General features: G+C 67.8%; 24 protein-coding genes and 3 pseudogenes. 19 read left to right on the top strand and 8 right to left on the bottom strand.

The window, feature by feature from the left end; genetic code table 11:
- The first annotated feature begins 26 nt into the window (after positions 1–26).
- Complete coding sequence (locus ACZ4N5_RS22190; protein WP_467758786.1) at positions 27–1,466, top strand: helix-turn-helix domain-containing protein; 1,440 nt, start codon at positions 27–29, stop codon at positions 1,464–1,466.
- A 106-nt stretch (positions 1,467–1,572) separates the two neighbouring features.
- On the opposite strand, the gene ACZ4N5_RS22185 is transcribed toward ACZ4N5_RS22190, so the two are convergent.
- Positions 1,573–2,184, bottom strand: coding sequence for a DUF4232 domain-containing protein (locus tag ACZ4N5_RS22185; protein WP_467758785.1), 612 nt, complete (start codon positions 2,182–2,184; stop codon positions 1,573–1,575).
- A 604-nt stretch (positions 2,185–2,788) separates the two neighbouring features.
- On the opposite strand from ACZ4N5_RS22185, the gene ACZ4N5_RS22180 reads away from it, so the two are divergent.
- Positions 2,789–3,019, top strand: a complete 231-nt coding sequence (locus tag ACZ4N5_RS22180) for a hypothetical protein (protein ID WP_467758784.1) — start codon at positions 2,789–2,791, stop codon at positions 3,017–3,019.
- A gap of 13 nt (positions 3,020–3,032) precedes the next feature.
- Here ACZ4N5_RS22180 and ACZ4N5_RS22175 read toward each other — a convergent pair whose 3' ends face one another.
- Together ACZ4N5_RS22175 and ACZ4N5_RS22170 are read right to left on the bottom strand one after the other, a co-directional pair.
- The gene (locus ACZ4N5_RS22175) at positions 3,033–4,667 is read right to left on the bottom strand and encodes an outer membrane protein assembly factor BamB family protein (protein WP_467758783.1); all 1,635 of its coding nucleotides are present in this window, start codon (positions 4,665–4,667) and stop codon (positions 3,033–3,035) included.
- A gap of 108 nt (positions 4,668–4,775) precedes the next feature.
- Positions 4,776–5,780, bottom strand: coding sequence for a glycoside hydrolase family 26 protein (locus ACZ4N5_RS22170; RefSeq protein WP_467758782.1), 1,005 nt, complete (start codon positions 5,778–5,780; stop codon positions 4,776–4,778).
- A 220-nt stretch (positions 5,781–6,000) separates the two neighbouring features.
- On the opposite strand from ACZ4N5_RS22170, the gene ACZ4N5_RS22165 reads away from it, so the two are divergent.
- The 3 genes from ACZ4N5_RS22165 to ACZ4N5_RS22155 all read left to right on the top strand — a co-directional run bounded on the left by ACZ4N5_RS22165 (position 6,001) and on the right by ACZ4N5_RS22155 (position 9,963).
- Complete coding sequence (locus tag ACZ4N5_RS22165; RefSeq protein WP_467758781.1) at positions 6,001–6,495, top strand: hypothetical protein; 495 nt, start codon at positions 6,001–6,003, stop codon at positions 6,493–6,495.
- A gap of 94 nt (positions 6,496–6,589) precedes the next feature.
- Entirely contained in the window at positions 6,590–8,695 is a 2,106-nt protein-coding gene (locus ACZ4N5_RS22160) for a bifunctional polysaccharide deacetylase/glycosyltransferase family 2 protein (protein WP_467758979.1), read from the top strand.
- Positions 8,692–9,963, top strand: coding sequence for an acyltransferase family protein (locus tag ACZ4N5_RS22155; protein ID WP_467758780.1), 1,272 nt, complete (start codon positions 8,692–8,694; stop codon positions 9,961–9,963). Before ACZ4N5_RS22160 ends, ACZ4N5_RS22155 begins: the two co-directional genes overlap by 4 nt.
- A gap of 211 nt (positions 9,964–10,174) precedes the next feature.
- On the opposite strand, the gene ACZ4N5_RS22150 is transcribed toward ACZ4N5_RS22155, so the two are convergent.
- Positions 10,175–10,399, bottom strand: a complete 225-nt coding sequence (locus ACZ4N5_RS22150; RefSeq protein ID WP_467758779.1) for a cold-shock protein — start codon at positions 10,397–10,399, stop codon at positions 10,175–10,177.
- A gap of 89 nt (positions 10,400–10,488) precedes the next feature.
- On the opposite strand from ACZ4N5_RS22150, the pseudogene ACZ4N5_RS22145 reads away from it, so the two are divergent.
- The 7 genes and pseudogenes from ACZ4N5_RS22145 to ACZ4N5_RS22115 form a co-directional block, all read left to right on the top strand.
- Positions 10,489–10,722, top strand: a pseudogene (locus tag ACZ4N5_RS22145) (hypothetical protein); the annotation flags it as partial.
- 4 nt (positions 10,723–10,726) lie between these two features.
- The gene (locus ACZ4N5_RS22140; RefSeq protein WP_467758778.1) at positions 10,727–11,503 is read left to right on the top strand and encodes an ATP-binding cassette domain-containing protein; all 777 of its coding nucleotides are present in this window, start codon (positions 10,727–10,729) and stop codon (positions 11,501–11,503) included.
- A 64-nt stretch (positions 11,504–11,567) separates the two neighbouring features.
- Positions 11,568–11,879, top strand: coding sequence for a hypothetical protein (locus ACZ4N5_RS22135; RefSeq protein WP_467758777.1), 312 nt, complete (start codon positions 11,568–11,570; stop codon positions 11,877–11,879).
- Positions 11,880–11,897: 18 nt separating this feature from the next.
- Positions 11,898–12,116, top strand: a complete 219-nt coding sequence (locus ACZ4N5_RS22130; protein ID WP_467758776.1) for a hypothetical protein — start codon at positions 11,898–11,900, stop codon at positions 12,114–12,116.
- Between the two features lie 432 nt (positions 12,117–12,548).
- Positions 12,549–13,087 (top strand): annotated as a pseudogene (locus tag ACZ4N5_RS22125) (tyrosine-type recombinase/integrase); the annotation flags it as partial.
- 456 nt (positions 13,088–13,543) lie between these two features.
- A complete protein-coding gene (locus ACZ4N5_RS22120) occupies positions 13,544–15,685 on the top strand; it encodes a sensor histidine kinase (protein WP_467758775.1) in 2,142 nt (713 codons plus the stop codon).
- A complete protein-coding gene (locus ACZ4N5_RS22115) occupies positions 15,682–16,101 on the top strand; it encodes a roadblock/LC7 domain-containing protein (protein WP_467758774.1) in 420 nt (139 codons plus the stop codon). The genes ACZ4N5_RS22120 and ACZ4N5_RS22115 overlap by 4 nt, the downstream gene beginning before the upstream one ends.
- 306 nt (positions 16,102–16,407) lie before the next feature.
- On the opposite strand, the gene ACZ4N5_RS22110 is transcribed toward ACZ4N5_RS22115, so the two are convergent.
- Together ACZ4N5_RS22110 and ACZ4N5_RS22105 are read right to left on the bottom strand one after the other, a co-directional pair.
- Positions 16,408–16,920: a hypothetical protein gene (locus tag ACZ4N5_RS22110; protein ID WP_467758773.1), complete on the bottom strand. Its 513-nt coding sequence runs from the start codon at positions 16,918–16,920 to the stop codon at positions 16,408–16,410.
- A 50-nt stretch (positions 16,921–16,970) separates the two neighbouring features.
- Complete coding sequence (locus ACZ4N5_RS22105; protein WP_467758772.1) at positions 16,971–17,726, bottom strand: GntR family transcriptional regulator; 756 nt, start codon at positions 17,724–17,726, stop codon at positions 16,971–16,973.
- Positions 17,727–17,804: 78 nt separating this feature from the next.
- On the opposite strand from ACZ4N5_RS22105, the gene ACZ4N5_RS22100 reads away from it, so the two are divergent.
- The 6 genes from ACZ4N5_RS22100 to ACZ4N5_RS22075 all read left to right on the top strand — a co-directional run bounded on the left by ACZ4N5_RS22100 (position 17,805) and on the right by ACZ4N5_RS22075 (position 22,539).
- The gene (locus tag ACZ4N5_RS22100; protein ID WP_467758771.1) at positions 17,805–18,083 is read left to right on the top strand and encodes a hypothetical protein; all 279 of its coding nucleotides are present in this window, start codon (positions 17,805–17,807) and stop codon (positions 18,081–18,083) included.
- Positions 18,084–18,620: 537 nt separating this feature from the next.
- A complete protein-coding gene (locus tag ACZ4N5_RS22095; RefSeq protein WP_467758770.1) occupies positions 18,621–18,845 on the top strand; it encodes a hypothetical protein in 225 nt (74 codons plus the stop codon).
- Positions 18,842–19,585: a GntR family transcriptional regulator gene (locus ACZ4N5_RS22090; protein ID WP_467758769.1), complete on the top strand. Its 744-nt coding sequence runs from the start codon at positions 18,842–18,844 to the stop codon at positions 19,583–19,585. The genes ACZ4N5_RS22095 and ACZ4N5_RS22090 overlap by 4 nt, the downstream gene beginning before the upstream one ends.
- Positions 19,582–19,884, top strand: coding sequence for a hypothetical protein (locus ACZ4N5_RS22085; protein ID WP_467758768.1), 303 nt, complete (start codon positions 19,582–19,584; stop codon positions 19,882–19,884). The genes ACZ4N5_RS22090 and ACZ4N5_RS22085 overlap by 4 nt, the downstream gene beginning before the upstream one ends.
- 1,454 nt (positions 19,885–21,338) lie before the next feature.
- Positions 21,339–21,947, top strand: coding sequence for a hypothetical protein (locus ACZ4N5_RS22080; RefSeq protein WP_467758767.1), 609 nt, complete (start codon positions 21,339–21,341; stop codon positions 21,945–21,947).
- 4 nt (positions 21,948–21,951) lie between these two features.
- Positions 21,952–22,539 (top strand): hypothetical protein, encoded by a 588-nt coding sequence (locus tag ACZ4N5_RS22075; protein WP_467758766.1) that lies wholly within the window; start codon positions 21,952–21,954, stop codon positions 22,537–22,539.
- A 38-nt stretch (positions 22,540–22,577) separates the two neighbouring features.
- On the opposite strand, the gene ACZ4N5_RS22070 is transcribed toward ACZ4N5_RS22075, so the two are convergent.
- The gene (locus ACZ4N5_RS22070) at positions 22,578–22,775 is read right to left on the bottom strand and encodes a hypothetical protein (protein WP_467758765.1); all 198 of its coding nucleotides are present in this window, start codon (positions 22,773–22,775) and stop codon (positions 22,578–22,580) included.
- 617 nt (positions 22,776–23,392) lie between these two features.
- Here ACZ4N5_RS22070 and ACZ4N5_RS22065 point away from each other — a divergent pair.
- Entirely contained in the window at positions 23,393–23,923 is a 531-nt protein-coding gene (locus ACZ4N5_RS22065) for a hypothetical protein (protein ID WP_467758764.1), read from the top strand.
- Positions 23,924–24,109: 186 nt separating this feature from the next.
- On the opposite strand, the pseudogene ACZ4N5_RS22060 reads toward ACZ4N5_RS22065, so the two are convergent.
- Positions 24,110–25,163: pseudogene (locus ACZ4N5_RS22060) on the bottom strand (hypothetical protein); the annotation flags it as partial.

The raw sequence follows: 25,163 nt of genomic DNA, 5'->3' as shown, positions 1-25,163 counted from the left end.
GACGGATGGATGCGAGTACGGACCACATGGATGCATTCCACGACGACGTAGCGGAGTTCGCGTTACTGCTGACGCGTCTGAAGGAGCGCACGGACCGCAGCTACGCGGCGCTGGCCCGCCGGCTGGGCATGAACGCCTCCACGCTGCACCGCTACTGCGCCGGAGAGGCGGTCCCCCTGGACTTCGCCGGGATCGAGCGGTTCGCCGCCCTCTGCGGAGCCTCCCCCGAGGACCGCGTGGAGTTGCACCGCCGGTGGATCCTGGCAGTCGCGGCACGGCAACGACCCCGCCCGTCCGATGCCCGGCGGTCACCGACGCCCCACGACGCCACGAGCACCACGGCATCGGCCGCATCCGCGAGCCACAGCAGCCCGCCGGACGAGGCACTCGAGCCGACTTCGCCGGCCGACCCGCGCCCGGGGTCGACTTCGCCGGCCGACCCGGGCCCGGAGCCGCCCCCGCCGCCCGAGCCGCCCTCGCCGACCGGCCGGCTGCCCCAAGCCGGGCGCCCCCGACGACGGCCCGTGCGATCGATAGCACTGGCGGCCTCGCTCGCCGTCGCGCTCGCCGGCCTGACCACGTCCGCTGCCGGACCCCCGTCTCCCGGCGGTGAGTTGTCGGCCTCCGCCCCCACCACACCGAAACCCTCCGCGTCGGCCACGGACAACGGCGGCGGCCCGCGGAAGAACCGGGCGAGCGCCGGCACGGTCCCACCGTCGACCTCCGCCCCCACCACACCGAAACCCTCCGCGTCGGCCACGCACAGCGGCGGCGGCCCGCGGAAGAACCGGGCGAATACCGGCACGGTCTCACCTCCGGCCCCGCTCACCTGGACGGCCAACTCCCACCTCTGGCAACTCGAATGCGACCACAACTACGTCATCGCCAAGCCACCGCAGCAGGTCCCGCCGCCGCCGACGCCGGGGGACGCCGCGGCGTGGGCCGCGTCCCAGCGGGCGGTGCACGGGCGCACCACCGATCTGCGGATCTCGGTGCAGGGACGCGGCTCCGCCGCCGTCGTCCTGGAGGCACTGCATGTGCGTATGGTCAACCGCACCACCCCCGACGCCCGCCGGGGCATCGCCTACTCCATGTACGAGGGCTGCGGCGCCGTCCTCATCCCCCGCTACTTCTCCGTGAACCTCGACGCGCCCCGACCCCTGGCCCGTTCCATGCCCGGCAACGATCCGGACAGACCGACCCCCGCGCTCGACTTCCCCTACCGGGTGTCCCTTCAGGAGCCGGAGGTCCTGCAGCTCTCCGCACGCACCGAGGCCTGCACCTGCGACTGGTACATCGACCTCGACTGGTCCTCACAGGGCCGGACCGGCACGGTGCGCATCGACGACCACGGCCGCCCGTTCCGCACCACCAGCATCGAGGGGCTACCGCACTACTGGTACCGCAACCCCGCCGGCTGGGTCCCCATGACCGCCGCCTACGACACGTCGGAAACCGGCGACTGACGAAGCAACAGGACCGAGTCGCTCGGCGCGGCGTCGTCCACCGGTCCAGGACGGCGCCGCGCAGTACACAGCCTTTGAGCGTGACCGCGGTCCCGGTCGGGGTCCGTCACTTCGACATGATGAAATCCAGGGCGTAACCGGGAGCAGTCGTCCAGTAGGTGACACGCTGAAAGTCGTTGGCGTACAACGTGGGGACGGGCATGGGGACATCGATCGGCTTGCCCGCCCTGCTGCCGGGCTGACGACCCTGGAGGCTGAGGGTGATGCTCTTCGCCTCGTACTCGTCCATGGGGCCGTTGACGAGCAGAGCGGCATAGGCCTCCTCACCCGGAGCGAGGGTGACGGGCACCCCCGGGTTCGGGTCGCTCTCCTTGATCACGGGGGCCGTGGTCCGACCTGCACCGAGCCGCACGAGAGGGTAGCGGTAGAGGTTGCACTTCTTGTCGCCGGCGTTCTGGACGGTGAGGAGGAGGTGCCTGGCGTCCGTGCTGTCTGCGGGCTCCTTCACGGCGGACACCCCGAGGACCTCCTGGGAGCAGGCGGCGACGGTGCCCTTGTCGCCACCGCCGCCCGAGCGGTGCGTCACCGCGTGATTGGCCTTCCCGCTGATCGTCCGCGGCCCGGTGGCGGAGGCCTGTGCCGACACACCGCACCCAAGAGCCAGGACGAGACCCGCGGCCACGGCCACACGGCGGCCCGTAAGGGACTTCACGTTCATATGCGTGTTCCTTTTCTGATCGGTATGAGGTCGCATGCGCCCGCGGCCCGGCATTGCGGACCAAGGTGCGTGCCGGGCTGTCGCCGCCACACCACCCGTCTCCTCGCCGGACCGCGGTGGCGGTGGCGAAGGCGGTCGGGCGCCCCTTGAGCGTCCGCGCCCCGCATCCCGGGTGCCCGAAGAGATGGGTGTCCCAGTGGACGGGTGACTCGGGGTGTCGTGGCACTGCCGGGCGGTCGGCCGCTTCAGCCGGTGCGACAGCCAAAGCATCGGATGCCTCGTGGGCCGGGGACAACAGCCGTCGCCCAACCTGCAATGGTGGAACGATCCCACCCCCGCCCACCTGCAGAAACAAGGAAGCCTGGGATGCCTGTCCGGGATGGGAAACCCCTGAGGTCGGCGGCGGGGACCCGGTGGACTCGACCCGCGCCCGCCCCCTCGGCCGGCGACGGTGCGAACGGCCCTGCCCCAGAGCCCTCGCTGCCGGCGGCGGACCCTTCGGGGAGCGTTCCTTCGGGTGAGCGGGGCAGCCCGGTCCGCGCAGCGGTGGTGAGCCCGGAGGGCGGGGGCGATCGGGCGGGGGCTGATCGCCCGCTGCCAAGTCGTGTGCGTCGACGCCCCCGGCCCACTCCTCCGGGCCGCGCAACTCACCGACACCGCCGTCGCGCCGGGCGAGCGGTCGGCCCCCGCCCTGGCCGGCTACTCTCCCCAACCGCCCGGTCCGGCGTCCCCCGCACTCCTCCGCCCGGGACAGCCCGCCGAACCGGTCCTGCTGCGATCCTGGTTCGCGGACGCACTCGCGTCCCTCGACGCCGCCGGGTACGCCTCACCCTGACCAGGGGGAGGCCCTACAAGTAGAGCCGCACGCCGCCGTTCGACCCGAGGGCGTTGAGTACCAGCACGCCGCCGTCCGAGGTGACGTACACCGTGCCGGAGGTGAAGCTCCACTTGCCGGTCCCCGCCGGAAGGCCCGCGACCGGGGTGGTGCGACCGGTGCGCGGGTCGATGGTGATGAGCTGCGGGGAGCCGGACGTGGTGACGGCGTACACCTTGTCGTCCGCACCGGACGCGGGGACGGCGAGCGCAGCGGAGGGGTGGGTCCAGAGTTTGGCGCCGGTGGCGGTGTCGAAGCCGTCGATCACCGTGCTGCCGGAGGCCGAGGCCGGGGAGACCAGGACGTTGCCGTAGAGCCGGACGGAGTGGTCGGCGCCGGTGTTGTTGCCGGTCGTGAGCTCGTCGTTGCCCACGGCCAGTTTGCGGCCGGCCCCGGTGGTGTCGAAAACCCGCACGGCGTCCTGGCGCGCCGTGTGGACGGCGGCGACCAGCGGTGAGCCGGACAGGAAGTGCGTCACATCCGAGTGGGCGCTTTCGGGCTTCCGCCAGATCACCTTCCCGGTCCTGCCGTCGTACGCGGTGAGGGTGAACCTGGTCTTCTGGTCGAGGCAGAAGTCGTCCACCAGCACGGCGCCGTCGGTGCCCCAGTCGTAGGCGTTGCAGTAGTGACCGCGGGCCTTGTAGCCCCATACGCGGCTGCCCGTGCGGACGTCGACACCGCCGAGGAAGTTCTCGCTGACGATGGTGGCGACATCGCCCTGCAGGTAGGTCGCGGCGGCCGCCGCCGTGGGGTGCTTCTTGCTGGTCAGCGGCATGGACCAGAGGATCTTGCCTGTGGACGCCTTGACACCGGCCAGCCAGGTGCAGGAGCTGCCGTCCTTGCCGAAGGCGACCGTGCCGATGCCCCGGGCACTGAGCGTCGGCGACATCGCGCAGGGGACGGTGCCGCGCTTGGCGGCGCCGGCGAAGGGCGCGGCGCTCCATACCTGCTTGCCGTCGGTGAGGTCGTAGGCACGCAGGCCGCCTCGGCTGCCGGCCCGGACGAGCAGCTTGTCGGTGAGCCAGCTGCCGATCAGCACGTCGTCGGCTGCGGGCGCCGGTATCTGCCACGCCTGCGTCAACTGCTTCGAGGCAACGGTGGCGGCTTCCTCCTGCTTGAGCATGACAGCGGCGGCCCCGCCGGCGACGAGGACGGCGAGGGCGAGCGCGGTCCTGCCCACCCACCTGGTCTTCCCGGCCCGTTTGCCGCCCGCGCCCGCAGGGGGCTGCGGCTGCGCGGCGACGGGCTCGGGGCGGCGGAGGGACTCCCGGTCGAGGACGGCGGTCGCCGCTGATGGGTATCCGGACTCCCGGTCCGCCGATTCGCTGCCGCGCTGGGTGCGCGGGGGTATCCGGTGACCCGGCTCGGGCATGGCCTCGTGGGTGCCGGCGCGGGGATCGGGAAACCGCAGCGGCATGGTGGCATCCCACCGTGTGCCGGAGGATCCGCCGTACGGCTCGGCCGACGACCGGTCGTCCCACGGTAGGGCCGGTTCCGTCTGCTGCTGTTCCCCGTACGGCTGCGGGCGGGCAGCCGACGCGCGGGGCCGGAAGGCCCAGCCGGGCTCCTCCTGCGGAGCCCCCTGGCCCGGCGACGATTCCGTCGTCATCTCCGTGATCTCCCCTGGTCGGCATCCGCAAGCGCCAGCCGCGGTGATGCGCCGTCATGAATGTCGTTCCTCGCGGGCTTGCGCCCGGCTTTCCCCGCTTGCCCTGGATCAGCCGTTCTTGAACGAATGCCCGAAGCCGTTCCGGGCCGACTCCACCTGGAACGCGGCCAGCGCACCCATCGAGGTGCTGATCCGCCAGTCCATCAACTGCTTGCCGCCCGGCCAGTCCTTGCGCTGGTCGTACCAGACGAGCCCGATGACGCCGGCTTTCGTGGCGCCCTGGAACAGGTCACGGATGTGCGCCTCCTTGCCTTTGCCCTGCGCCACCCCGGTTTCCGCGATCAGCACCGGCTTGCCGGAGAAGCCCGCGATCTGGTGCAGGGTGGGGGTGAACAGGCTGGAGAAGGCGACGCCGTCGATCGGCCCGTAGTAGCCGATGAGGCCGACCCAGTCGACGTAGGCGTTGCCCGGGTAGTAGGGACGCAGCTCGGCGGTGGTGCCCGAGTCGACCACGTGCGGAGTCCACACCCAGATCACGTTGGTGACGCCCTGCGCGGTGAAGATGTCGCGCACATGCTTCCATGACGCGACGAAGTCGGCGGGCTTGGTGTGCTTGGGACCCCAGGAGTTCCATGGACCGTTCATCTCGCCGGCGAACGAGAGGGCCAATGGGCCGTCGTAGGCGGCGATCTGGCCCGCCAGCCGGCGGATGTAGGCGTCGTCCTTGCCCTTGGCGATGTCGGCGAGCGAGGTGCCGGAGGGCACCAGCGCCATCATGGGCAGCTGGCCGTGCTGCCACAGGAAGGTGTTGCCCTCCGCGTCGAACTCGTCGCCCCAGGAGCTGTAGTACTCGCGGATGTCAGGAGCCCGCCCGGCCTCTTTGGTGAAGGCGGTGACGATGCCGTACCGCCAGGGCGTCTTGTCGTCGACAACGCCCAGCGCACGGCCGGACGGCTTGAGCATGGACGAGACCTGGAAGCGCGCGGCCGGGGTGGTGGCCGTGCGCGCCTTGGCGCCGCCCCCGCTTCCCGCGCCGCCGCAGGCTTCCACCAGGACCGCGACGGCGACCATGAGGGTCGCGGCGAGCGTCAGTCGGCGGCGGGTTATGGCCATGAGTGCAGGTCCGTTCGAGCAGAAGGCAAGCTACTTCGCCGGAACTCTACGAGACCCGCGTGACATTCACCGAATCTTCATACTAATCTTGGTACATGATCAGGGGTGGGTCGGTTAATCTCCTTTTCCTTGCACATTGATCACTTTTCCGCACGACTCACTACTTTTGGCAGCGCCGAGCTGGCAGTTGTAACACGATGAAGGAAGCTCGAGGCTGTCGATGACCAGTGCCTCCACGGAGGTCGAGTCGGCTCCCGTCTTTGTGGACCAGACCGGTCTGCGCGGCCGCCGTCTGCGCGGTCTCGGCTGGCTCCTGGGCATCATCTGCACCGGGTTCGTGGTGGCGATGATCTCCGGCCTGGTCGGAACCCAGTCGCAGGCGCCCGCGCTCACCGTCCCCGGCACCGCCAACACCACGCCGCCCAGCCAGTATCTGAACGCGCCGCTGCCCGCGGCTCCCGGCGCCGCCCAGCCCGGAAAGAGCACCACCGCCCCAGCGGCCACGTCCGACGCCATCGCGTCAGTCAGCACTACCCCGGCGGCCGGTACGGCAGGGTCAAGCTCCGTATCCGACGCCATCACGTCAGTCACCGCTACCCCGACGGCCGGTACGGCAGCGTCGAGCTCCATACCCGATGCCACCGCGTCAGTCACCGCTACCCCGACGGCCGGTACGGCAGCGTCAAGCTCCGTATCCGACGCCACCGCGCAGTAGCCAGACGCGACCGACCAGGAAGCCCATGTCCCGCACCCGGCACCAACGCCCCCGGCAGTCCATCGCGCGGCCGCGCCGACTCGCCGCACCTCCCCTGCGTTTCTTCCTGCCGGTGACCGTACTGGCGACCCTGCTGGCGCTGATGGTGCTTCGGGGCATGGCGAACAACGAGGTCTTCCACGACGAGAGCATCGCCATCTCGGTGGACAAGGGCACCGTCCCGACCAGCGTGCTGGAGGGCGGCCCGGTCGTCGACGCACGCGGCGACAAGAACAGCAAGCCGGTCAGCTACACGATCCCGGACAGGACCGTCGTCCTCTCCTTCGACGACGGACCGTCCGCCCAGTGGACGCCGAAGATCCTCAAGGTGCTGAAGGAGGAGAACGTCCGCGCCGACTTCTTCGTCACCGGCTCGATGGTCACCCGCAACCCGGCGCTGATCCGTCAGATCGTGGCCGACGGCCACGAGATCGGTCTGCACACCTTCACCCACCCCGACCTCGCGCTGCATTCCGACACCCGGCTCACCTGGGAGCTGGGCGAGACCCAGCTCGCGCTGGCCGGTGTCGCCGGCATCCACTCCAGCCTGTTCCGCCCGCCCTATTCCTCCACCGTGGATGCGCTGGACGACTGGTCGTGGCCGGTGACCAAGCAGGCAGGGTCGGAGGGGTACCTGACCGCCTTCATCGACAAGGACACCGACGACTGGAAGCGCCCCGGCGTCGACTCCATCGTCAAGTCCGCCATGCCCGACCTCCGCGGCCAGGGCGAGATGATCCTGCTGCACGACGCGGGCGGCAACCGGGCGCAGACGCTGGCCGCGCTGCCGGTCATCATCGACAAGCTCAAGGCCCAGGGTTACACCTTCAAGACCACCGGCGAGGCACTCGGCACCGGCTCCGCCAACACCAAGGTCACCACCTACAGCCTGTGGGTCGGCAAGGCGTTCCTGTGGTGCACCACCTTCTCGGTGCGGCTGCTGCCGTGGCTGGTCGGCCTGCTCGCGGTCGTCGGTGTGCTGGTCATGGCGCGGTTCGCGCTGATGCTGGTGCTCTCGGCCGTCCACGTGCGGCGCATCCGCAAACCCGGCTTCTCCTGGGGCGACCCGGTCACCGAACCGGTCACCGTGGTGGTACCCGCGTACAACGAGCAGGAGTGCATCACCAACACCCTGCTCTCCCTGGCCAGAAGCGACTATCCCATCGAAGTGATCGTGGTCGACGACGGGTCGACCGACGACACGTCCGCCATCGTGGAGGAGCTCGACCTGCCGATGGTCCGGCTGATCCGCCAGCCGAACAGCGGCAAGCCGACCGCCCTCAACACCGGTGTGGCTGCCGCCTCGTACGACCTGATCGTCATGATGGACGGCGACACGGTCTTCGAACCCGCCACCGTCCGGGAGCTGGTGCAGCCCTTCGGCAACCCGCGCGTCGGCGCGGTGGCCGGCAACGCCAAGGTCGGCAACCGCGACACGCTGATCGGCGCCTGGCAGCACATCGAGTACGTGATGGGCTTCAACCTCGACCGCCGGATGTACGACGTGCTCAACTGCATGCCGACCATCCCCGGCGCCGTGGGCGCCTTCCGCCGCACGGCGCTGCAGCAGGCGGGCGGCATGAGCGACGACACGCTCGCCGAGGACACCGACGTGACCATGGCCCTGCACCGGGCCGGCTGGAAGGTCGTCTACGCCGAGAACGCCCGCGCCTGGACCGAGGCACCCGACAGCATGAAGCAGCTGTGGTCGCAGCGGTACCGCTGGAGCTACGGCACCATGCAGGCGATGTGGAAGCACCGGTACGCGGTGCTGGAGCGCGGCGCGGCCGGCCACTTCGGCCGGGTGGGTCTGCCGTTCGTCGCCCTGTTCATGGTGGTCACCCCGCTGCTCGCGCCCGCCATCGACATCGGCATGGTCTACGGCGTGGTCTTCGTCGACGCGTACAGGACCCTGGCCGCCTGGTTCGCGGTGATGACCCTGCAGGCCGTCTGCGCCTGGTGGTCCTTCCACCTCGACAAGGAGAAGGCGTGGCATCTGATCACGCTGCCGGCCCAGCAGGTGGTCTACCGGGTGCTCATGTACATGGTGCTGCTGCAGTCCTCGATCACCGCGCTGACCGGGGGCCGGCTGCGCTGGCAGAAGCTGAAGCGCACCGGTGAGGTCGGGCTCGATGTCACAACGGGGGCGATGTCTTCATGAGTACCGCGGAACGAGGTGCCTTCGGCACCCGGAACTTTTCCGACACCGTCGCCCTGCGGGTGATGGACCCTGCCGTGATTCCCGCGCAGCGCGACCCGCGGCCCGAGGAAGCCGCCCCGGCGCCCGCGCACAAGCCCGGCCGTGACCGCTACCTCGACCTGCTGCGGGCGCTCGCCCTGGTCCGCGTGGTGGTCTACCACAACTTCAGCTGGAATTGGCTGCCGATCGTCTTTCCCTCCATGGGTGTCATGTTCGCGCTGGCCGGGTCGCTGATGGTGCGGTCCCTCAACCGGCCGGCGCTGAGCGTGATCCGCGGCCGGCTGCGCCGTCTGCTGCCGCCGATGTGGCTGTTCGGCGCGGTCGTGGTGCCGCTGATGCTCCTGGAAGGCTGGAGGCCTGACTACAACCATCACCCCAACTGGTGGTGGGGCGACCTGGCCTACTGGATCCTGCCGTTCAGCGAGCCGCCGTTCGGGGCCTCGCTGCACACCCTCGGCGGGCACCTGCCGAGTTCCTGGGCCGAACAGATCTGTGTGCCGCTGTGGTACCTGCGCGCCTACCTCTGGTACGTACTGCTGTCGCCGCTCATGCTCAAGGCGATGCGGAAGCTGCCCTGGGTCACCCTGCTGGTGCCGCTGGCGCTCGCGTTCTTCATCAACTCCGGCCTGGTCGACCAGTCCGGCCGGCTGATGGAAGCCGCCACCGACTTCACCACCTTCGGCTCCTGCTGGCTGCTCGGCATGGCCCACCAGGAGGGGCTGCTCCGCAAGATCCCGCAGTACATCGTGCCGTCCGTCGCACCGCTGGTGCTCATGTTCGGGTACTGGTGGCTGCTGCGGTCGCCGGTGGACAACCCGCGGATCGGGCACGATCTGGAAGCGGTACCGGTCGCCCAGGCGATCTGGTCGTTCGGCGCGGTGCTGCTGCTGCTCCACCTGAGCCCGTCCTGGGAGCAGTGGCCCAAGCCGCTGGAGCGGTTCAACGGCGTGATCAGCCTGCTCAACTCCCGCGCGGTCACTGTCTACCTGTGGCACTCATTCGCGCTGGTGCTGACCGAGCCGCTGATCGACCCGCTGTGGAGCAACACCTTCTTCTACAACCACGCGCAGTGGTTGCTGGCGAGCCAGTGGACCCCGCTGGTGATCTGCGTTCCGCTGATCTGCCTGGCGATCCTGCTCTTCGGCTGGATCGAGGACGTGGCTGCCAAGCGCCGCCCGCGATTCTTCCCCTACCCTCGCCGCTCCAAGGGCCGCCGCCGCAGCCGCTAGAAGCTGCGGCAGGTCGTGCGCCGGGGCGGCACCAGGTAAGACAACGGCTTCTCACGAGGAGTGCCGGCGGGAAGTTGCTACCGGACTCGACGCGACGGTGCGCGAGGCACGAGTCCGCCCCCACGCGGCGTACCGGACCGCTGAGGACCGTGGTCGTGCCCAGCCGTTGATGTAGGGCGTTGATGTAGGGCGTTCATGTCAGGCGTGGATGTCAGGCGGGCCGAGGCGCGATGCTCACGGCGCGGTAGTCGTACCCGTCCTGCTTGAAGCCGGGGGCTTCCCATGCGAGGTCCACTTGTTGTCCGGGCGACAGCGTGCGGAAGCCGGTCATCCGGACGTCGGAGAAGTGGCCGAAGCAGCCGCCGGGAGTCTCGGGGGAGTCGAGCACGCCCCACCCCTCCTCGTCGTTCCACTCGCGGACGGTCGCAGTCACCATGTGCGGCACCTTACGGGCTTCGTCTGCGCCGGCGTATTTGGTACTTCAGCTCCCGGAAGCTGATGTGTTCGGGGGAGCAGCCCGGGGGGAGGGTGGAGCAGACGTTCGGGACCCTGATACTGCACCGGCGTCTGGTCCGCGACTACGAACACCGCCCGGCCTCCTCCGCCTCGCGCGTCGTCGCGTCGATGCCGCTGCTGCGTACGACGCCGGCCGAGATGTCCGACGAACAACTCCCCACCGGGCAACTCCCTGTTGAAAATGGCACCAATGACAGGTCAGTTGACCACTCAGTTGGCCGCTCATCCGCAGTGCTACGTTGAATCGGTGGCCAAGCTGGAAGTGCTGAATGTGTCCGCGGGTTACCGGGGACGGCCGGTGCTCTGCGATGTCAATCTCGAATACGGCGCGGGAATTCATGCATTGCTCGGCCCGAACGGCGCCGGCAAGACAACGGCGTTCCGTGTGCTCGCCGGGATTCTCGCGCCCCTCGAGGGCACCGTCCTCGTGGACGGCACCGACCCGCACACGCACACGGAGACCAAGTCCCTGATCGCCCTCGCCACCCACCGCTCGGCGCTCGCACCACGCCTGAGCGTCGTGGACAACCTTCGGTACTGGTCACGCGTCCTCGGCCTGCCGCCCAGGTCGTCGGAGGAGCGGATCGCGGAGGTCCTGGACCTGCTCGGCCTCACCGACCTTGCTGACCGTCGGATCGGCAGCCTCAGCCGCGGCCAGAACCAGCGCGCGGGCCTGGCGAAGGCGTTCCTGGGACGCCCGCCGATCCTGACACTCGCCCTCCTGCTCCCGCTCCTGGCCACCTGGGCGGGCGCGGCCCTCGCCCTCCTGCTCAACCTGCTCTTCCCCCGCCTGTCCCAGCCCGGCGCCGGCGCTCTGGCGGGCAACGGCGGCGGCCTGGTCAGCCTGGCCGCGATGCTGCCCGGCTTCGGCGCCCTCCTGGCGATGTCCATGGCCCTGGACCCGCTGGGCCCGACAAGGCTGCTGTTGTACGCGGGCGGGGCGACCGTACTGATCACGGCGGGCAGCCTGGCCGGCATCGCGAGGGGATTCCGCCCGGAGTCGGTGCTGTCGTCGTCGGCGTGAGAGACCGACGCAAGGCACCTGCTGGACGCAACCCGTCAACCAGGCAAGAAATTCGGTGATGTTCATGGTGATGGTGAAGGTCCTGGTCGATATCCGTCCCTCGCTGGTGGCGCTCCCCTTCCACCGCGCCTTCACGCGACCGGTCGTGGAGATCGACGGGGTCGAGTGGCCCGCGAAGTGGGGCACGACGGAGGTCCCGGTCGAGGCGGGAGCTCACGAGATAGCCGTATTCTTCCGCTACAAGGGCCAGCGCGCGGCCCGACTCGGCGTAGGCACGGATGAGTTGACGGTGCACCACGCCCCAGGCACAGAGCCACGGGTGACGGCCCGCCTGGGTCCACGCAACGGCAGCAGCTTCAAGGTCACGTCCGCCTGAGGCGCCAAGGAGGTACACATGCCCCAGAAGTCGATCGTGCAGTGCACGGCGGGACACCTCTATACGGCCACATGGATAGTGTTCTTCGGCTTCAAGTCCCTACGCCTCACCCCGTCCACGCGCTACGCCCGCTGCCCGGTGGGGAAGCACTGGGCGGTGGTCAGCAGGCCCGACCAGTCGGCCCTCGCCGAGGAGCAACTCGCTGCGGCGGGTTCGTACGACGCGGGCTGGATGTAGGCACGAAGCAGACGAAGCCGGCGGCTTCACGGAGGCGGACTTCGGCAGGCGCCGGTTTGAATCCGGCAGGTCGCTCGTTGCTACGTGCCTACGCCGGACGAGTCCGAAACCAGGCCATCGGGCGGCCGTAGTTCAAGGTCAGGTCGCAGCCGTAACGCTTGGGCACGGAGAGGCGCGGATCGTCCCGGTTGCCGTATTGGATCCCGAACCAGTAGCGACCGACAGCGACCGATGTCTCAATTCGTGACCCACCTCCGAGGACCCGATCCGATGGAACGAAAGTGGGATGTCGCTGTCCGCGCTCCAGGTGAAGAACTTCCAATGGGCGTGTGGCCGACTTGATGTCGGCTCGCACCGGTGCGGGCGAGGACGAGGAGGTTGCGCAGGGACTCCTTGGCGATCCACGCGGGCAGCAGCGTCCGTCCGACCCTCCCCTCGGCCGCAGCGGGTTGCATGGCCGTCGCCATGGGCCCGCGTCGCGGTGAGCTGGTGGGCCTGCGCTGGTCGGACCTGGACGTAGACAACCGCGTTCTGCACGTGCGCCAACAGACCGAGCGACGCAGGGGCAGGCTGTAAGACGACGACCCCAAGAGCCGCGGCAGCCGCGTGGTCCCCATGCCCGCGCTGTACAGCGGGAGGCGTTCGCACGCACGGGCGTCGCACGGTCGGAGAGCGGCTACGTCTTCGCCACGCGGAACGGCCGGCCGGTCGAGCCGCGCAACGTCTACCGCTCGCCCACACGCGTCGCCGCCGATGCAGGGCTGCGGGTGGTCCGGCTCCACGACGCGCGCCACGGCTGCGCGACGCTGCCGACTGCGGCCGGCGTCGCGAAGCGCGTCATCATGGAGATCCTCGGACACAGTCAGATCAGCATCACGATGGACGTCTATACGCACGTCGTGCAGGACACCCAGCGGGAGGCGATCAGCCACATGGACCGCCTGCTCATGCGCCGTCGACCAGCCGCGTGAGCGGCGACTGCCGTCAAATGGTGCCGTCAAAACGGCCCGGACCATGATCGGTCCGGGCCGTTTTGCCTGGTGCCCCGGCAGGATTCGAACCTGCGACACCCGCTTTAGGAGTTCGATCAGTGCTCGCTCCGGCAGCAGTGGCCTGCGGTGGCGTACTCCGTGCCCGGGCATGCAAGTGCGCTGGCGTCCGGTGCCGTTGATGTCACTCGTGGATGTCAGCCTGGGCTAGCGTTTCTTGCCTGTCTTGCGCTTCATTGCCCTGGTTTCCCTTTCCTTGCGCTCGGCCACGCCGTACGTCGACCACAGCCCCTGGTGTGCTGGGCAGCGGCCGGTGCCTGGCGTCATCTGCGGTCACAGTCTCTTGGCCCGCGGTGTGAGGGCGGCGCAACTGAATTTCTCACGCGGCCTAACAGGTCGGAAACCGGCCGCTACGGCGGTCGGACTAGCTTCGTGACTATGAGGGTGTGGACGCCAGTACGGCTGGCGCTAGGCAGGTTTGACGCAATCGGCAAGAGCGTTTTAGGCAAGGGCAGTTCGGGGCGCCGCCGCAGTGGCCGAACGCCTCCTGGCCGTCGGCCGATGCCTGGCTGGCGCAGCATCAGGGGTCGTGTGGCGGTGGTCATCACGGTCCCGATCTGCCTGCTGCTGGCGGTGGCCGGTCTCGCCGTGCACGGCCGCGCCGTGGCCCTCGGTGACGCCCGGACGACCCGTTCCGAGGTTGGCCTGAGCCTGCGAATCCAGGCCCTGGTACACCAGCTGCAACGCGAACGCGGCCTGACCAACGGTCTGTTGGGAGGCGAGGAGGGGTTCCGCCCGCCGCTCGCCGCTACTCGCAAGCGCGTTGACACGGCGCTGCGCGGAATGCGCCACGAAAGCGCTGTCGAGGATGTCATTCAGCGGCACTTGCAGCGCCTTGCCGACATCCGGGCCGCCACCGACAGGGGCAGCGCCGACACGGGCACCGCAGACCGGGCCGCGACCCTGAACTTCTACACCACCGCCGTCGAAGCCCTCAACGCCGTCGACCCGGTATTGGAAACCACGAATGGCACCGACCGTCAACTGGGTGACGGGCTCGCGGCGTTGCGGGAACTGGCCGCGGCCAAGGAGTCAGTCGCTCTCGAACGTGGCCTCCTCAATGGCGTGTTCGCCAACGGCGGCTTTCACGACCGCGAGTACCTCACGTTCACCGAGGTACGTGCTACGCGCGTCGCCGCCCTCGCCCGTTTCCGGCAGATCGCCAATGCACCCCAGCGCGCGGCTCTGAAGAATGCCTTCGGCACCGAGGACGCCGAACGCGCCACCGTCTACGAGAGCCGGGCGGAAGGCGCCGCCGATGGCTCCGCGCTGCACGCCGACGCCGGCGCCTGGTGGGATGCGATGACCGTACTAGTCGACGATCTGTACGCCGTCCAGCAGTCGGTCGGTGACGACGCGAGGGACCGGGCCGACCAGCTCAGCCACGACGCCGAGATCGGCCTCGCCGCCTATCTCGTCGCGGGAGCGCTCATTGCGGCCTTCGTAGCGGGCCTCGCCGCTTTTGCCTCCCGTTCCCTCACACGCCCGCTGGGCGCGCTCGCCGAGGCCGCCCACGACGTGGCGCGGCACCGGCTGCCCGCGACTGTCGCCCGTATCCAGCAGTCCCTGCAGGACCATGCTGAGCTCCTTTCGCCGGCGGACGCGCCGGACAACCTCGATTCACGGCTGCTGGGCGGCGCGGCGGAGATCGCCGAGGTCGCAGCGTCCCTGCACCAGGTGGAACACACCGCCCTCCGTCTGGCTGCCCAGCAGGCGGGCCTGCGCCGTAACACCACCGAATCGCTCGCCAATCTCGGCCGCCGCAACCAGAACCTCGTGCGTCGTCAGCTCAGCCTCATCACCCGCCTGGAACGGCAGGAACTCGACCCGGACGCCCTCGCCGAGCTCTTCGAGCTCGACCACCTCGCCACCCGTATGCGGCGCAACGCCGAAAGCCTTCTGGTCCTGGTCGGGCAGAATTCGCCGCAGCCCACGGCAGCACCCGCCAACGGCCTGGAAGTCATCCAGTCCGCCGTCGCCGAGGTCGAGCAGTACCGACGGGTCCTGATCGCCACCGTGGAGCCAGTGCGGGTGCGCGGGCACGCCGTCGCCGATGTCGCCCACCTCCTTGCCGAGCTCATCGAGAACGGGCTGACTTTCTCGCCACCGACCGAACCGGTCGAGGTGCACGGCTGGTACGACACCGAGGACAACACGTACTGCTTCGCAGTCGTCGACCACGGCATCGGCATGTCCGAAGCCGACAAGGAACGTGCCAACGCCCGCCTCTCCGACGCCGGTGAGGAAGCCTTCCTCGCCGCGCCCACTCGGTTCCTCGGCCACCTCGTCGTCGGCCGACTCGCCCACCGCCTCGGTGAAGGTGCCCAAGTCCACCTCTTTGACACCACCGGCGGCGGCCTGTCCGCACTCCTTGCCCTCCCCGGACGCCTGCTCGCCCCCGTGGCGGCCCCCTCCGTCTCACCCCCGCCCGCCAGGCCCGCTGTCTCCTCCCTGCTCAACGGTTTCCGAGCAGGTGTCGCCCGTGCCGAGGCCCGAAGCACACAAGGAGCGTCATCGTGACCACCGCCATCCAGAATTTCGGCTGGCTCATCTCGGAGTTCGTACGCACCGCCGACGGCGTCACGGATGCCGTCGCCGTCTCCACCGACGGCCTGCTCATGGCCGCCTCGGACAGCCTCGGCCGAGATCGCGCGGACCACCTTGCCGCCATCGTCTCCGGCATCACCAGCCTCGCCCAGAACGCGTCCACCGCACACGGCTTCCGAGGCATGAAGCTCGTTATGATCGAAATGCTGGGGGGCTTCCTGATGATGGGTCGCATTCGCGACGGCAGCTGCCTCGGCGTCCTCGCCGCCGAGGGGTGTGACGTCGGCCTGGTCGGCTATGAGATGGCTATCCTCGCCGACCGCGCCGGAGAACTGCTCACCCCGCAGTTGGTACGCGACCTCCACTCCGCTCCACTGGTCGCGGGATAGTTGCGGCGCACTCCAGCTGCCTTCCTCTCGGGGCCTTGCATCCGCGACAGATCCCCACCGTCTGCGCGCGCACCGCATGAGTGCCATACGAGCGTGTGCCACGAGCGCAGGGGCCCTCCTGTCCGCCGGACAGGAGGGCCCCTGGCCCGGTGTTTCTCTGTGCCCCCGGCAGGATTCGAACCTGCGACACCCGCTTTAGGAGTTCGATCTACGCCTGTCCCTGGGGCCGTTGCTGGCTGGTCCGACGGTCGTGCGGGGTTGCCGTTGTGTGCCGTCGTCCGGCCTCGTTGATGTCAATCGTTGATGTCAGGAATCAGCGTTGACCTGGCAGTTCTCGTGTCGGCATTTGTCGTCCCGCTGGTGGAGCCGTCGGAGGTCGTCCAGAGCTACGACAGGGAAGGAGTGCTGTATCCACTTCCTCCGGTATCCGGCTTCGCCGTGCAGCCGCAACACCGTCTCGGCGGCCTCCACCACCACATGGCTCAGCACGCCACGCGGCTGTGTGGAGCTCCAGCAGCGGGTGCCCTCACCATCGGGGGTGTCCCAGCTCGTGGACATGTCCTGGAACCGGTAGATGGCGATTTCCACATCCGCCCCCTGGCGCCGGAGCCGCCATCTCACTTCGGCAGGTTCGAGGTCGAAGGAGACTCGCTGGGTGCTGGCTGCTCCGTAGAGCCCCGCCACTGCGCGCAACAAGTCGGAGAGGGCATCAGTGCAATAGCTGACGATGTCCTTCCTCTCCGACGTGCCGTCGGCGATTCGATACGTAGCCCACCCAGAGCCGCTCAGTTCCCAGTTGAACTGGAGATCACCTGTCATCCCGCTCCCTCCCGCGTCAGTCACGAGACGGTACCGCCAGGAGCGAGGAGTCAACGGTGGACGGGAATCTCGTAGACGATCTCGCACAGCGCGGCCGGGACGACGATGTCCGCGGTCTCCACGGGTCGCCCTTGGTCGCTGTAGTACGTCCGCCGGATGTGCGTGACGAGTGCGGCCTTCTGGATGCCGAGGAGTGATGCCTCCTCGGCTGTCGCCTGCCGCGGCTCTGGCTGCTCCACGGCATGGCTGACGGTGACCCCGATTGCGGCCATGCGGTTCACGACGCCCGCCCCGGCATGTGGTCCTCCCTCGGGGAGGACGACAAGCGTGCCGGCCGTCAGGTCGTACGGTTCCCAACTCGTCGACAGCTGTACGGGCCTGCCGTCAGCCAGGAACTCGTACACCGTCCGGACGCACAGTTCGCCCTCGGCGACGCCGAGCCTGGCCGCGATTTCCGCGGGAGCCAGCACCTTGGCGTCGGTCCGGCTCTCCCAGTCGCCCTGCCTGCCCAGCGCCTTCATGTCCGCGCGGAACGGGGACCCTTGAGGCTGCTCGCGCGCCGATGAACGGACCACCCGCACCCGCTTCCGGGGTTCGGCGACGTACGTGCCCGATCCGGCGCGGCCCTCCAGGACTCCTTGCGAGATCAGCAACTCCTGAGCCCTGCGCACCACGTTCTCGCCCACGCCGCATTCCTGGCCGATCTGGGCGCGGGACGGGAGGCGGTCCCCCGGCTCCCATACGTGCTCCGCGATCCGCCGCCGGAGTTCGTCAGCGATTCGGAGATAGGGCGGCTGCTCAGGCATATGGAAAATCTAGTCCACTAGCTCTAATCTAGTTAACTAGCTTCACGCAAAGTGATTGTCGGTGACGGAGGCTGCCCTGTGCCCGCTTCGGGAGTTAGCGCGGCGGCCCTCGCTGCCCGACTGTCCGCCATCGGGCTCCCCGCGCGCCTGGAGGAGCACGCCTTACACACGTCAGTCGAAGCGGAGGTGCCGGAATCGCTCTCCGTCGAGTCCTGGCGGGAGGTCCTCGAAGTGGTGGCTGAGGCCGATCGGTTCGGGCTCCTCGCCACCAGCCTGAACGGCCGCACCCTCTGGGCGGTCGTACGCAAAACGGTCCCCACGACGGGCGATGTCGGGGGACCGGGCCATCAGCGATAGGAGCTGAACAGCGTGCTCAACCGTATCCGCCGCGCCGTCTCCCTCACCAGGGCGCGTCACTCTGCCAGGGCCAGGCACCGCCGCCCCTTAACGGCCGTCCACTCGCCAGCCGCTTCCGCCTTCCCCGCGTCCGCTGACGCGTCGACGGTCGTCCTCGGCCGGACTTCCACCGACGGGGAGCACCGGCACTCGCTCGCGGGGGAGGACATCGCACTCGTCCGCCCGTACCTGCTGGCCTGGGAGAAGCGTGTCCGCACGCGCTCGGTGATCGTCGTTCCCCATCTGCCGATCAGTGCGTGGTCGGCCCTCGCGGAGTCCACTGATGCCCTCGATGTCCTCGCCATCTCGCCGACATCTCCGCAGCGCGGACGCCTCGGCCGTTCCCTACCGCTCGACCGCCTGTCGCCTCGGCACGCACCCCGCCTGTGCGGAGTCCTCCCCGGCTTCGGCCCCGGTCGACCTTCCTGTGATCTACGAGGCGTGCGACTGCCCGTGCCACCCGGCAGCCGACCGATTCCCCACCGCGGAGGTGCAGCGATGAACGCATGGGCTCCCGGTGGCGCGCTGGTCGCCAGCATCGAAGTCACCGCGACCACCGTGCAGCGCGGCGACGTCATCCAACTCGGCGGCCGAGCCTGCCGGGTGAGAGACCTCTTCCAACTCTCCCAGGGGGCCAAGCAACTGGTCTTCGAGTCGGGCGAGCTGCTGACCATCAACACGCGTACCCGGCTCGTCGCCGTGCGGTCGCTGAGAAGGCGGTGACCGTGTCCGTGCCCTCTCGTCACCACACCATCGCGGACGACCTCCGCCGCCAGATCGCGACCGGCCGCATCCATCCCGGTGAACGCCTGCGGTCCGAAGCCGACTTGGCCGATCGGTACAAGGTCAGCACGGTGACGCTACGGAGAGCTCTCTCCGTGCTTCAGGTGGAGGGCCTCGTCGAGAAGATCCACGGCAAGGGCAACTTCGTCCGCCTACCGCTCCGCAAGATCATGTACGTCGGCGGTTGGGGAACCCTGGACCCGTGGACCGCGGCCGAAGCGGCTCTGCGTGTCACCGTTCGCACCACCACGGTTCAAGCGCACGGACAGCTCACGACCTTGCTCAACGTCCCTGTGGGCAGTCCTCTTGCCGAGTTCTCGTGCCTCAGCCTCGAAGGAGCGTCACCGCACGGACTGGCCCGCATCTACATCCCGCGCGACTTGGCACCGGCCGGAGTGCTCGGCGAAGAATCCGCGTACGGGGAAGGGGCCACGAGATTCGCCGTACTCGGTCCTGCGCCGGCCGCTGTCAGAGAGACGGTATGCGCCCGCCCACCGACACCAGAGGAAGCATCGACCCTTCGGATCGGCTCCACCGTGCCGGTCCTCGCCATCACGCGCACCGCGACCGACTCCGCCGGGCGTGTTGTCGAAGCAGCGCTGCTGGCCTTCCCGGGCGACCGCATCGAAGCGGTCTTCACCACCCACCACGTGATCGACGAGAGGCAGACGCAAGGATGACGACACCAGACGAACTGCGGCTTCTCCCGTGGTCGGGCCCCGGAGGCAACCCCTGCTACCTGAGCACCGACGACCGAGACGGCTACATGTCCCGCCTGGCGGACAACATCGAGGCGGTCCAACTCGGCACGGCCGCCGAGCTGCTGGAGCGGGCCTCCGAAACGCTCGACGACCAGGACACGGACCCGGAGGAGAAGCAACGCCTGGCGAAGGAACTGACCGGGGCCCTACGAGACGTCCTCCGCGTCGCGATCAGCCGCGGTCACCTGCTGGCGGTGAACGAACCACACGGCACCTGAAGAAGCGTCCGCACAACGGAGCCTGCCGATGACGGCCCTCCTTTCTGCGCGGGGAGGGGAACCCGAACACCAATCGGGCTCCCCTCCCCGTCGCGCTGTGTCGACCCGCTCCAGAACACATCGCACACCGAAGCGCAGGCGAACCCTTCCCGCGACCGCCTGAACCTCAGCCGACGAAAGTCAGCCACGACGGCGGGTACGCCGACCGACCAGGCGCGCGTATGCCTCGCTGCACCCCCGCCGGGCCTCAGCCACGCTTGCCCGGCAATGTCTGCCAGAGCAAGCCGTGTCAGCGGAGCATGGCAGCAAGACCTTGGGCGACGACCTCTTCGTCCCGAACTCTCGGCTAGGAGGTCAACGGAGTCTGGTGGGCTGGTCAGTCGGCCATCGATGGTTCATGGCGGTCGGCTGTGGTCACGGTGGTTGCTGTACTCCGCTGCTGTACAGCGGATGTAGGTACCACGGCGCGCGAAACACGTGTCTACATGGGGCGACGCCTCAACTGCCGTCGGCTGGGTCTTGCCAGTGCCAGGGCAGCGCTGGCGGCAGCCAGGGAGCGCTGTCACTACGCTCAAGCACTGGAGCCTCGCAGTCGTCCGGCAAAGGGCTCCCGTCGATCACGGACTCAAGTGTGAACTGGACGTAGCGCAGGTACCCGCGTGCGTCGCGAATCTGGCGGTCGCGATGGCTCTGGCCGATGCCTCGGTATCCGACGTCGAAGCACAACCGCACAAGCGTCCTGTACCGCGCGCGGACACGATCGTCTCCAATGGAGAGAAGGTCAGTTTGCATGCCTCGCCGGACTGAGCCGAGGGCGACTGCGCAACGCTCACGAGCCTGCGGGCTCAACTGCGGCTCATCGTGCGCAAGGTCTGGCAGTGATGGCAGCCATGCATAGAGTTCCGCGAGGTGCTCCAAGAGCCGTTGCGCAGCCTCTGTAGCGCGCTCTTGCGTCCACTGTCGACGGGCCAACGCGTCAGTGGCAGCTTCCTGCGAAGAGGCGAGCTCAACTTGGGACTCGATGGTCCGTGCGGTTTGCCAGCGTGCCACGTACACCGCGATGCCTCCGCCCGCCAACGTCCCGATGAGCGCGCTGACTGTCTGGCCCGCTAGATCCCCCCAGCTACCCATGACTCCCATCTTGGCTTCCTGGCTGAGTCTCAAACCGCCCTTAGAGGTGCGACGTTGCCACCTGCTGTCGCTTCTTGTCGTGCTGGTTGTGGCCTGATGTGTACGGCGCCGTAAGTAGGAGTGACCACCGCATTAGGAGTTCGATCCGCGCCCGCCCCTGACGGGGACGTCGGCTGGTCCGGCGGTCGCGCGGGGCGCTGCTGTATGCCGAGCAGAACGGCGACTGCACCCCTGTCGACAGGGTGAACGCGGCTGGGCTTGCTCAACCGCTGATGTTCCTCAAGTCGGGGTCCAACGCGGTTGTCAATGGGCATCATCGGGCCATGTCAACGGGTGTCATCGCGATCATCATCGCGTCAGTCAGTGCCCTCTTCACGGGGGCCAACATGCTTGTCTCGGCCCTGACGTACCGCAGGGTGAGGCCGCGTGTACGCGTCAAGGTGGCGTGGACCCTGATAGGTCCGGACTCGACGCGGAAGGCGTTGGAGGGCAACGGACGCTTCGGCTTTGAGCTCCAGTTGCGGAACCTGAGCCCAACTCCGGCGAGGGTCAGGGGCCTTCAGTTGATCAGCCGACACCCCGAGGGTGAGCTCACACGGTGGGACGCTTTCCGGCCCGACAGCTCCAAATTCATCGACCTTGTCCATGAAGTGCCCATCCCTCTGGAGAACGGCAAGGGGATGATGGTGGAACGGGACAAAGAGCTTCCCGCGTTCGGTGGGCTGCACTGGGACGTCTTGGACGACTGGGTGACTATCCCCGGTACGCCCTGGGAATACCTGACCTTCCAAATCACGCTCACCAGCGGCGAGAAGCTACGTGGCGAGTGGTATCACCGTGAACGTTTGCGGCTGTACGCCGATGAGGTCGGGAAGCTGTTTTCCGAGAAGCCGATGGGCTTCCCGATGCTGACAACCTCAGAGGAAGGCTGACGCTATGGCTGCTGACTGGTGGGCCCGAGGTATCGCCATCGCTGCGGCAGTTGCCGCGGCCTTGAACATGGGAATTGCTGCCCTGACGTACAGGCGTGTAAGGCCGCAAGTTCAAGCCAACGTCATGTGGGGGCTGCTAGGAGAAGTTGAAGACGCCAAGAAGGGTAAGGCCATTTTTGGTTTCCGGCTGCACGTGAAGAACCTCAGCCCCACGTCGGCGAAGGTCGAGAGTGTTCACGTCGTGAGCTGGATGCCGCTACGTCATCCGCTCAAGAAGCTGATACGCAAGCCTTGGCTGAAGCGGCTCGTTCCGGTCTACCAAGAGATCAATGTTCCCCGCGTCAAGACCGCTCGTGCCTCCAAGGCTCCGGACATGGAGCTTCCGGCCTTTGGTGGGTTGCGGTGGGAGATTCCCTACGACTTTGACTCTATCTCGCCTATCCCCGGTTGGACTTCTGTGACAATTGTCGTACGACTGACCAACGGTGAAGAGGTGCGCGGTAAGCGGGTTTCCCGCAGGGCTCTCGTCGACCAGGTCGGCAGGTTGAACGGCTACTTCCCGGAACTCAGCTTGTCGTCTCCCTCCGTGTAGCAGTACGTCGTTTCCTTGGGCGCCAGCTCGCGCCCCGGTTAGCCGGCCTGGTAGTCGGGACTCAGTGGGCACTCCGGGTTCCGGCACGTCTCCAGTCCGGGGACGTACAGCGAGGGTTCCTTGCCGGGGTTCGAGGTAGTCCACTCCACACTCTTGGGCTTGCGGCACTCAGAGCACTCCTCCGCCTGGTACTGGCGCGTTTCTTCTTCGGCGTACTCACCGTGTTCGTTCGGCATGCCTCCACGCTAGACCTAGATGTGGCGTTTGCCTCAGATGATCTGTATGTGTCCAGAGGTGTCCGGCTCAACGGCAGAAGTTGGACCCGGAGGGCCAGGGACTCTGGAGAGGGCGACTCAAGGCTTCCGGATGTGTGAGGGACCCCGTGAAGCGACTGGTTGAAGTGAGGGGCAGCACGGTGCAATGCCGTCGATGGGAGCAGGCTGCGCGGGACGGGCCGTGGGGACGGAGCAGACTTGACCGCCTTATGCCGAGAGCATGCCTTCTGATCCGTAGCTCTAGCGGGATTGGTCAGTGAGGGTCATACCGGCCGCCCCAAGGCTTCGGAGAGGCGCTACCGGACGGGGGCGGTGGCCGGGGTTGCGGTACCTCGCTGCTGTACCGCAGGATCCCGGCGGGGGTGACCATGGAACGGCATTCGCTGGAACGGCTGGTCATTCATGCTCCGCTCACCCGGACGTCTGCGTCCATCAAGTCGCCCCATCCGAGAGCACCTCAGGCCTTGCTCAATTGGGCCCCCCATGAGGGGCTCCTCCATCAGACTCGTTTCCTGTCGCACCAACATGACTTGGGAGGACCATTGGCGTCTGGTGTCTCGCCAGCCACGTTGATCACCGTGGCCGCGATCACTGCCGTCGCATCGCTGATCTCGGCGGGGATCACAGCGCTCATCGCATACCTGCTCGCCAAGCGAAACCTGGAGCACACGGCTCAGGTGGCGGCGCTGGATCGCGTCGCGCAGCGCGAAGAGCAGCACCTTACGGCCCATCGTGAGGCCTATGCGGCCTACATTACGGCTGTTCTCATCGTTCTCCGCGACATCACGCAGTTGGAGAAGCGGAAGGACCCGAGCTCCGAGGAGGAGCTGGGGCATCTTCAGACGGTAGCCGGGGATTCCTTTAACGCCATGGTGGTGTCTCTAGGCAGGGTCTACTTGGAGGACAGGGCGCTGGTCACCGATGCGGCACTGAAAGCCCGGACGGCCACGAGCGCTTACCTCGCCGCCGTACGGAAGCGGGCTTTGTCAGGTTCTCCGTCGATTACCGATGCGGAAGTTGGCGAAGCGTCGGACGCAGCGTTTGACTCCCTCGACGCCTTCGCGGACGTGGCCCACGCAGCCCTGAGGAAGAGTGAAGCGCTCAGCTAGATCCCCTCAGTAGCAACCTCCGGCGTCAGCACGCTGAACAACCCGAAGGTCCCGGGACGCGCGAACGTCCCGGGACCTCCGGGCCTCTGCTACTTCTGCAGCGAGGGCGGCCCCCCAACTCCTCAGCCACAGTTGCCCGCTGCTTACACGCCGTGCGGGAACAGTGCTGCTGCGAACGTCTGCTTGTCAGTCAAGTTCGAGAGAGAGTGGGATGCCGACCTCCTCAAGTTCGTCTTGGTGGTTGAGTCTCAGGGAGCACGTGGGACAGTGGTAGAGCTCGGCGTGATCGGTGACGATCGTGCTGCCAGAATGGTCGGGGCACTCACCACCGATGTATTCCCAGACGCTAGGATCGTCGCAGCCGCAAAATTTCCGCGTCTTGTGGCCATATATGTTCGCGAGTCTCTCGCACGCATGACATTCCACCCAGTACAGAAAATTTTGACACTGGTTGGGGTGGGAGACGGTGCGGCGATTGCGGATCAGAATGCTGGGCAGGGCTTTTCTCAAGACGTCATGTTCCTTGCAGGCATCTGCAAACGCCTTGTAGACCGAGGAGGAGACGAGGGATTTTACGACGACGACATCATGTGCCCGCACGTATATAGCCGGGATTGGTCCGTGTATGTGATCGGGGCGAGGGGTGAGCGGGAGGAATCCGTAGGCTTCGAGGAGGGCAAGAGCTTCGCTCTGGGCTCGCATTCCGGTGGTCTGAAGTGCGGTCCATAAGGCGGTGCGGCCAGCGACTTGGGCGATGGCGATCTGCTCGTCATCGGTTCGATCGGCCGACCCGAGACCGGCGGTGTCATGGGCGACGACGGCTGCGGTGATCACTGCCCGGCGGGCATTTTCTGCTTCCTGTTGTGCGAGCGTTTCGGCAGCGGCCTCAAGAGTCATCAGGGGCCCGACCAACGGGGGCATGGCGGAGACTCTGGCCAAGTCGTTGAAGACCGTCTCATAGCCACCCCAGAAGACGGCGGGCGGAATATCGAGTTCGGCCCGGACAGCTTCGGCTACGGCAATGCCGGCGGTGACAGCCTGCTTCGTAACCTTCGTGTTGTACCACGCCAGGTGGGTCAGTCCGTTACGGGACTGCACGAGCGGGTCGAACTGCTGCTTACTGATCGTTTCAGAATGAGTTGAGCCGCAGGTCTTGTGCTCGTCGATCTTGGTCGGCAGGGTGTCCGGGTGCGTGCCGATCTTGTTCCTGACGACCTGTGGGAGCGGGTGGCCCCGCTGC

It is taken from the genome of Streptomyces sp. NPDC026500 (assembly GCF_055567635.1).
This window is presented reverse-complemented; position numbering and strand designations above follow the sequence as displayed.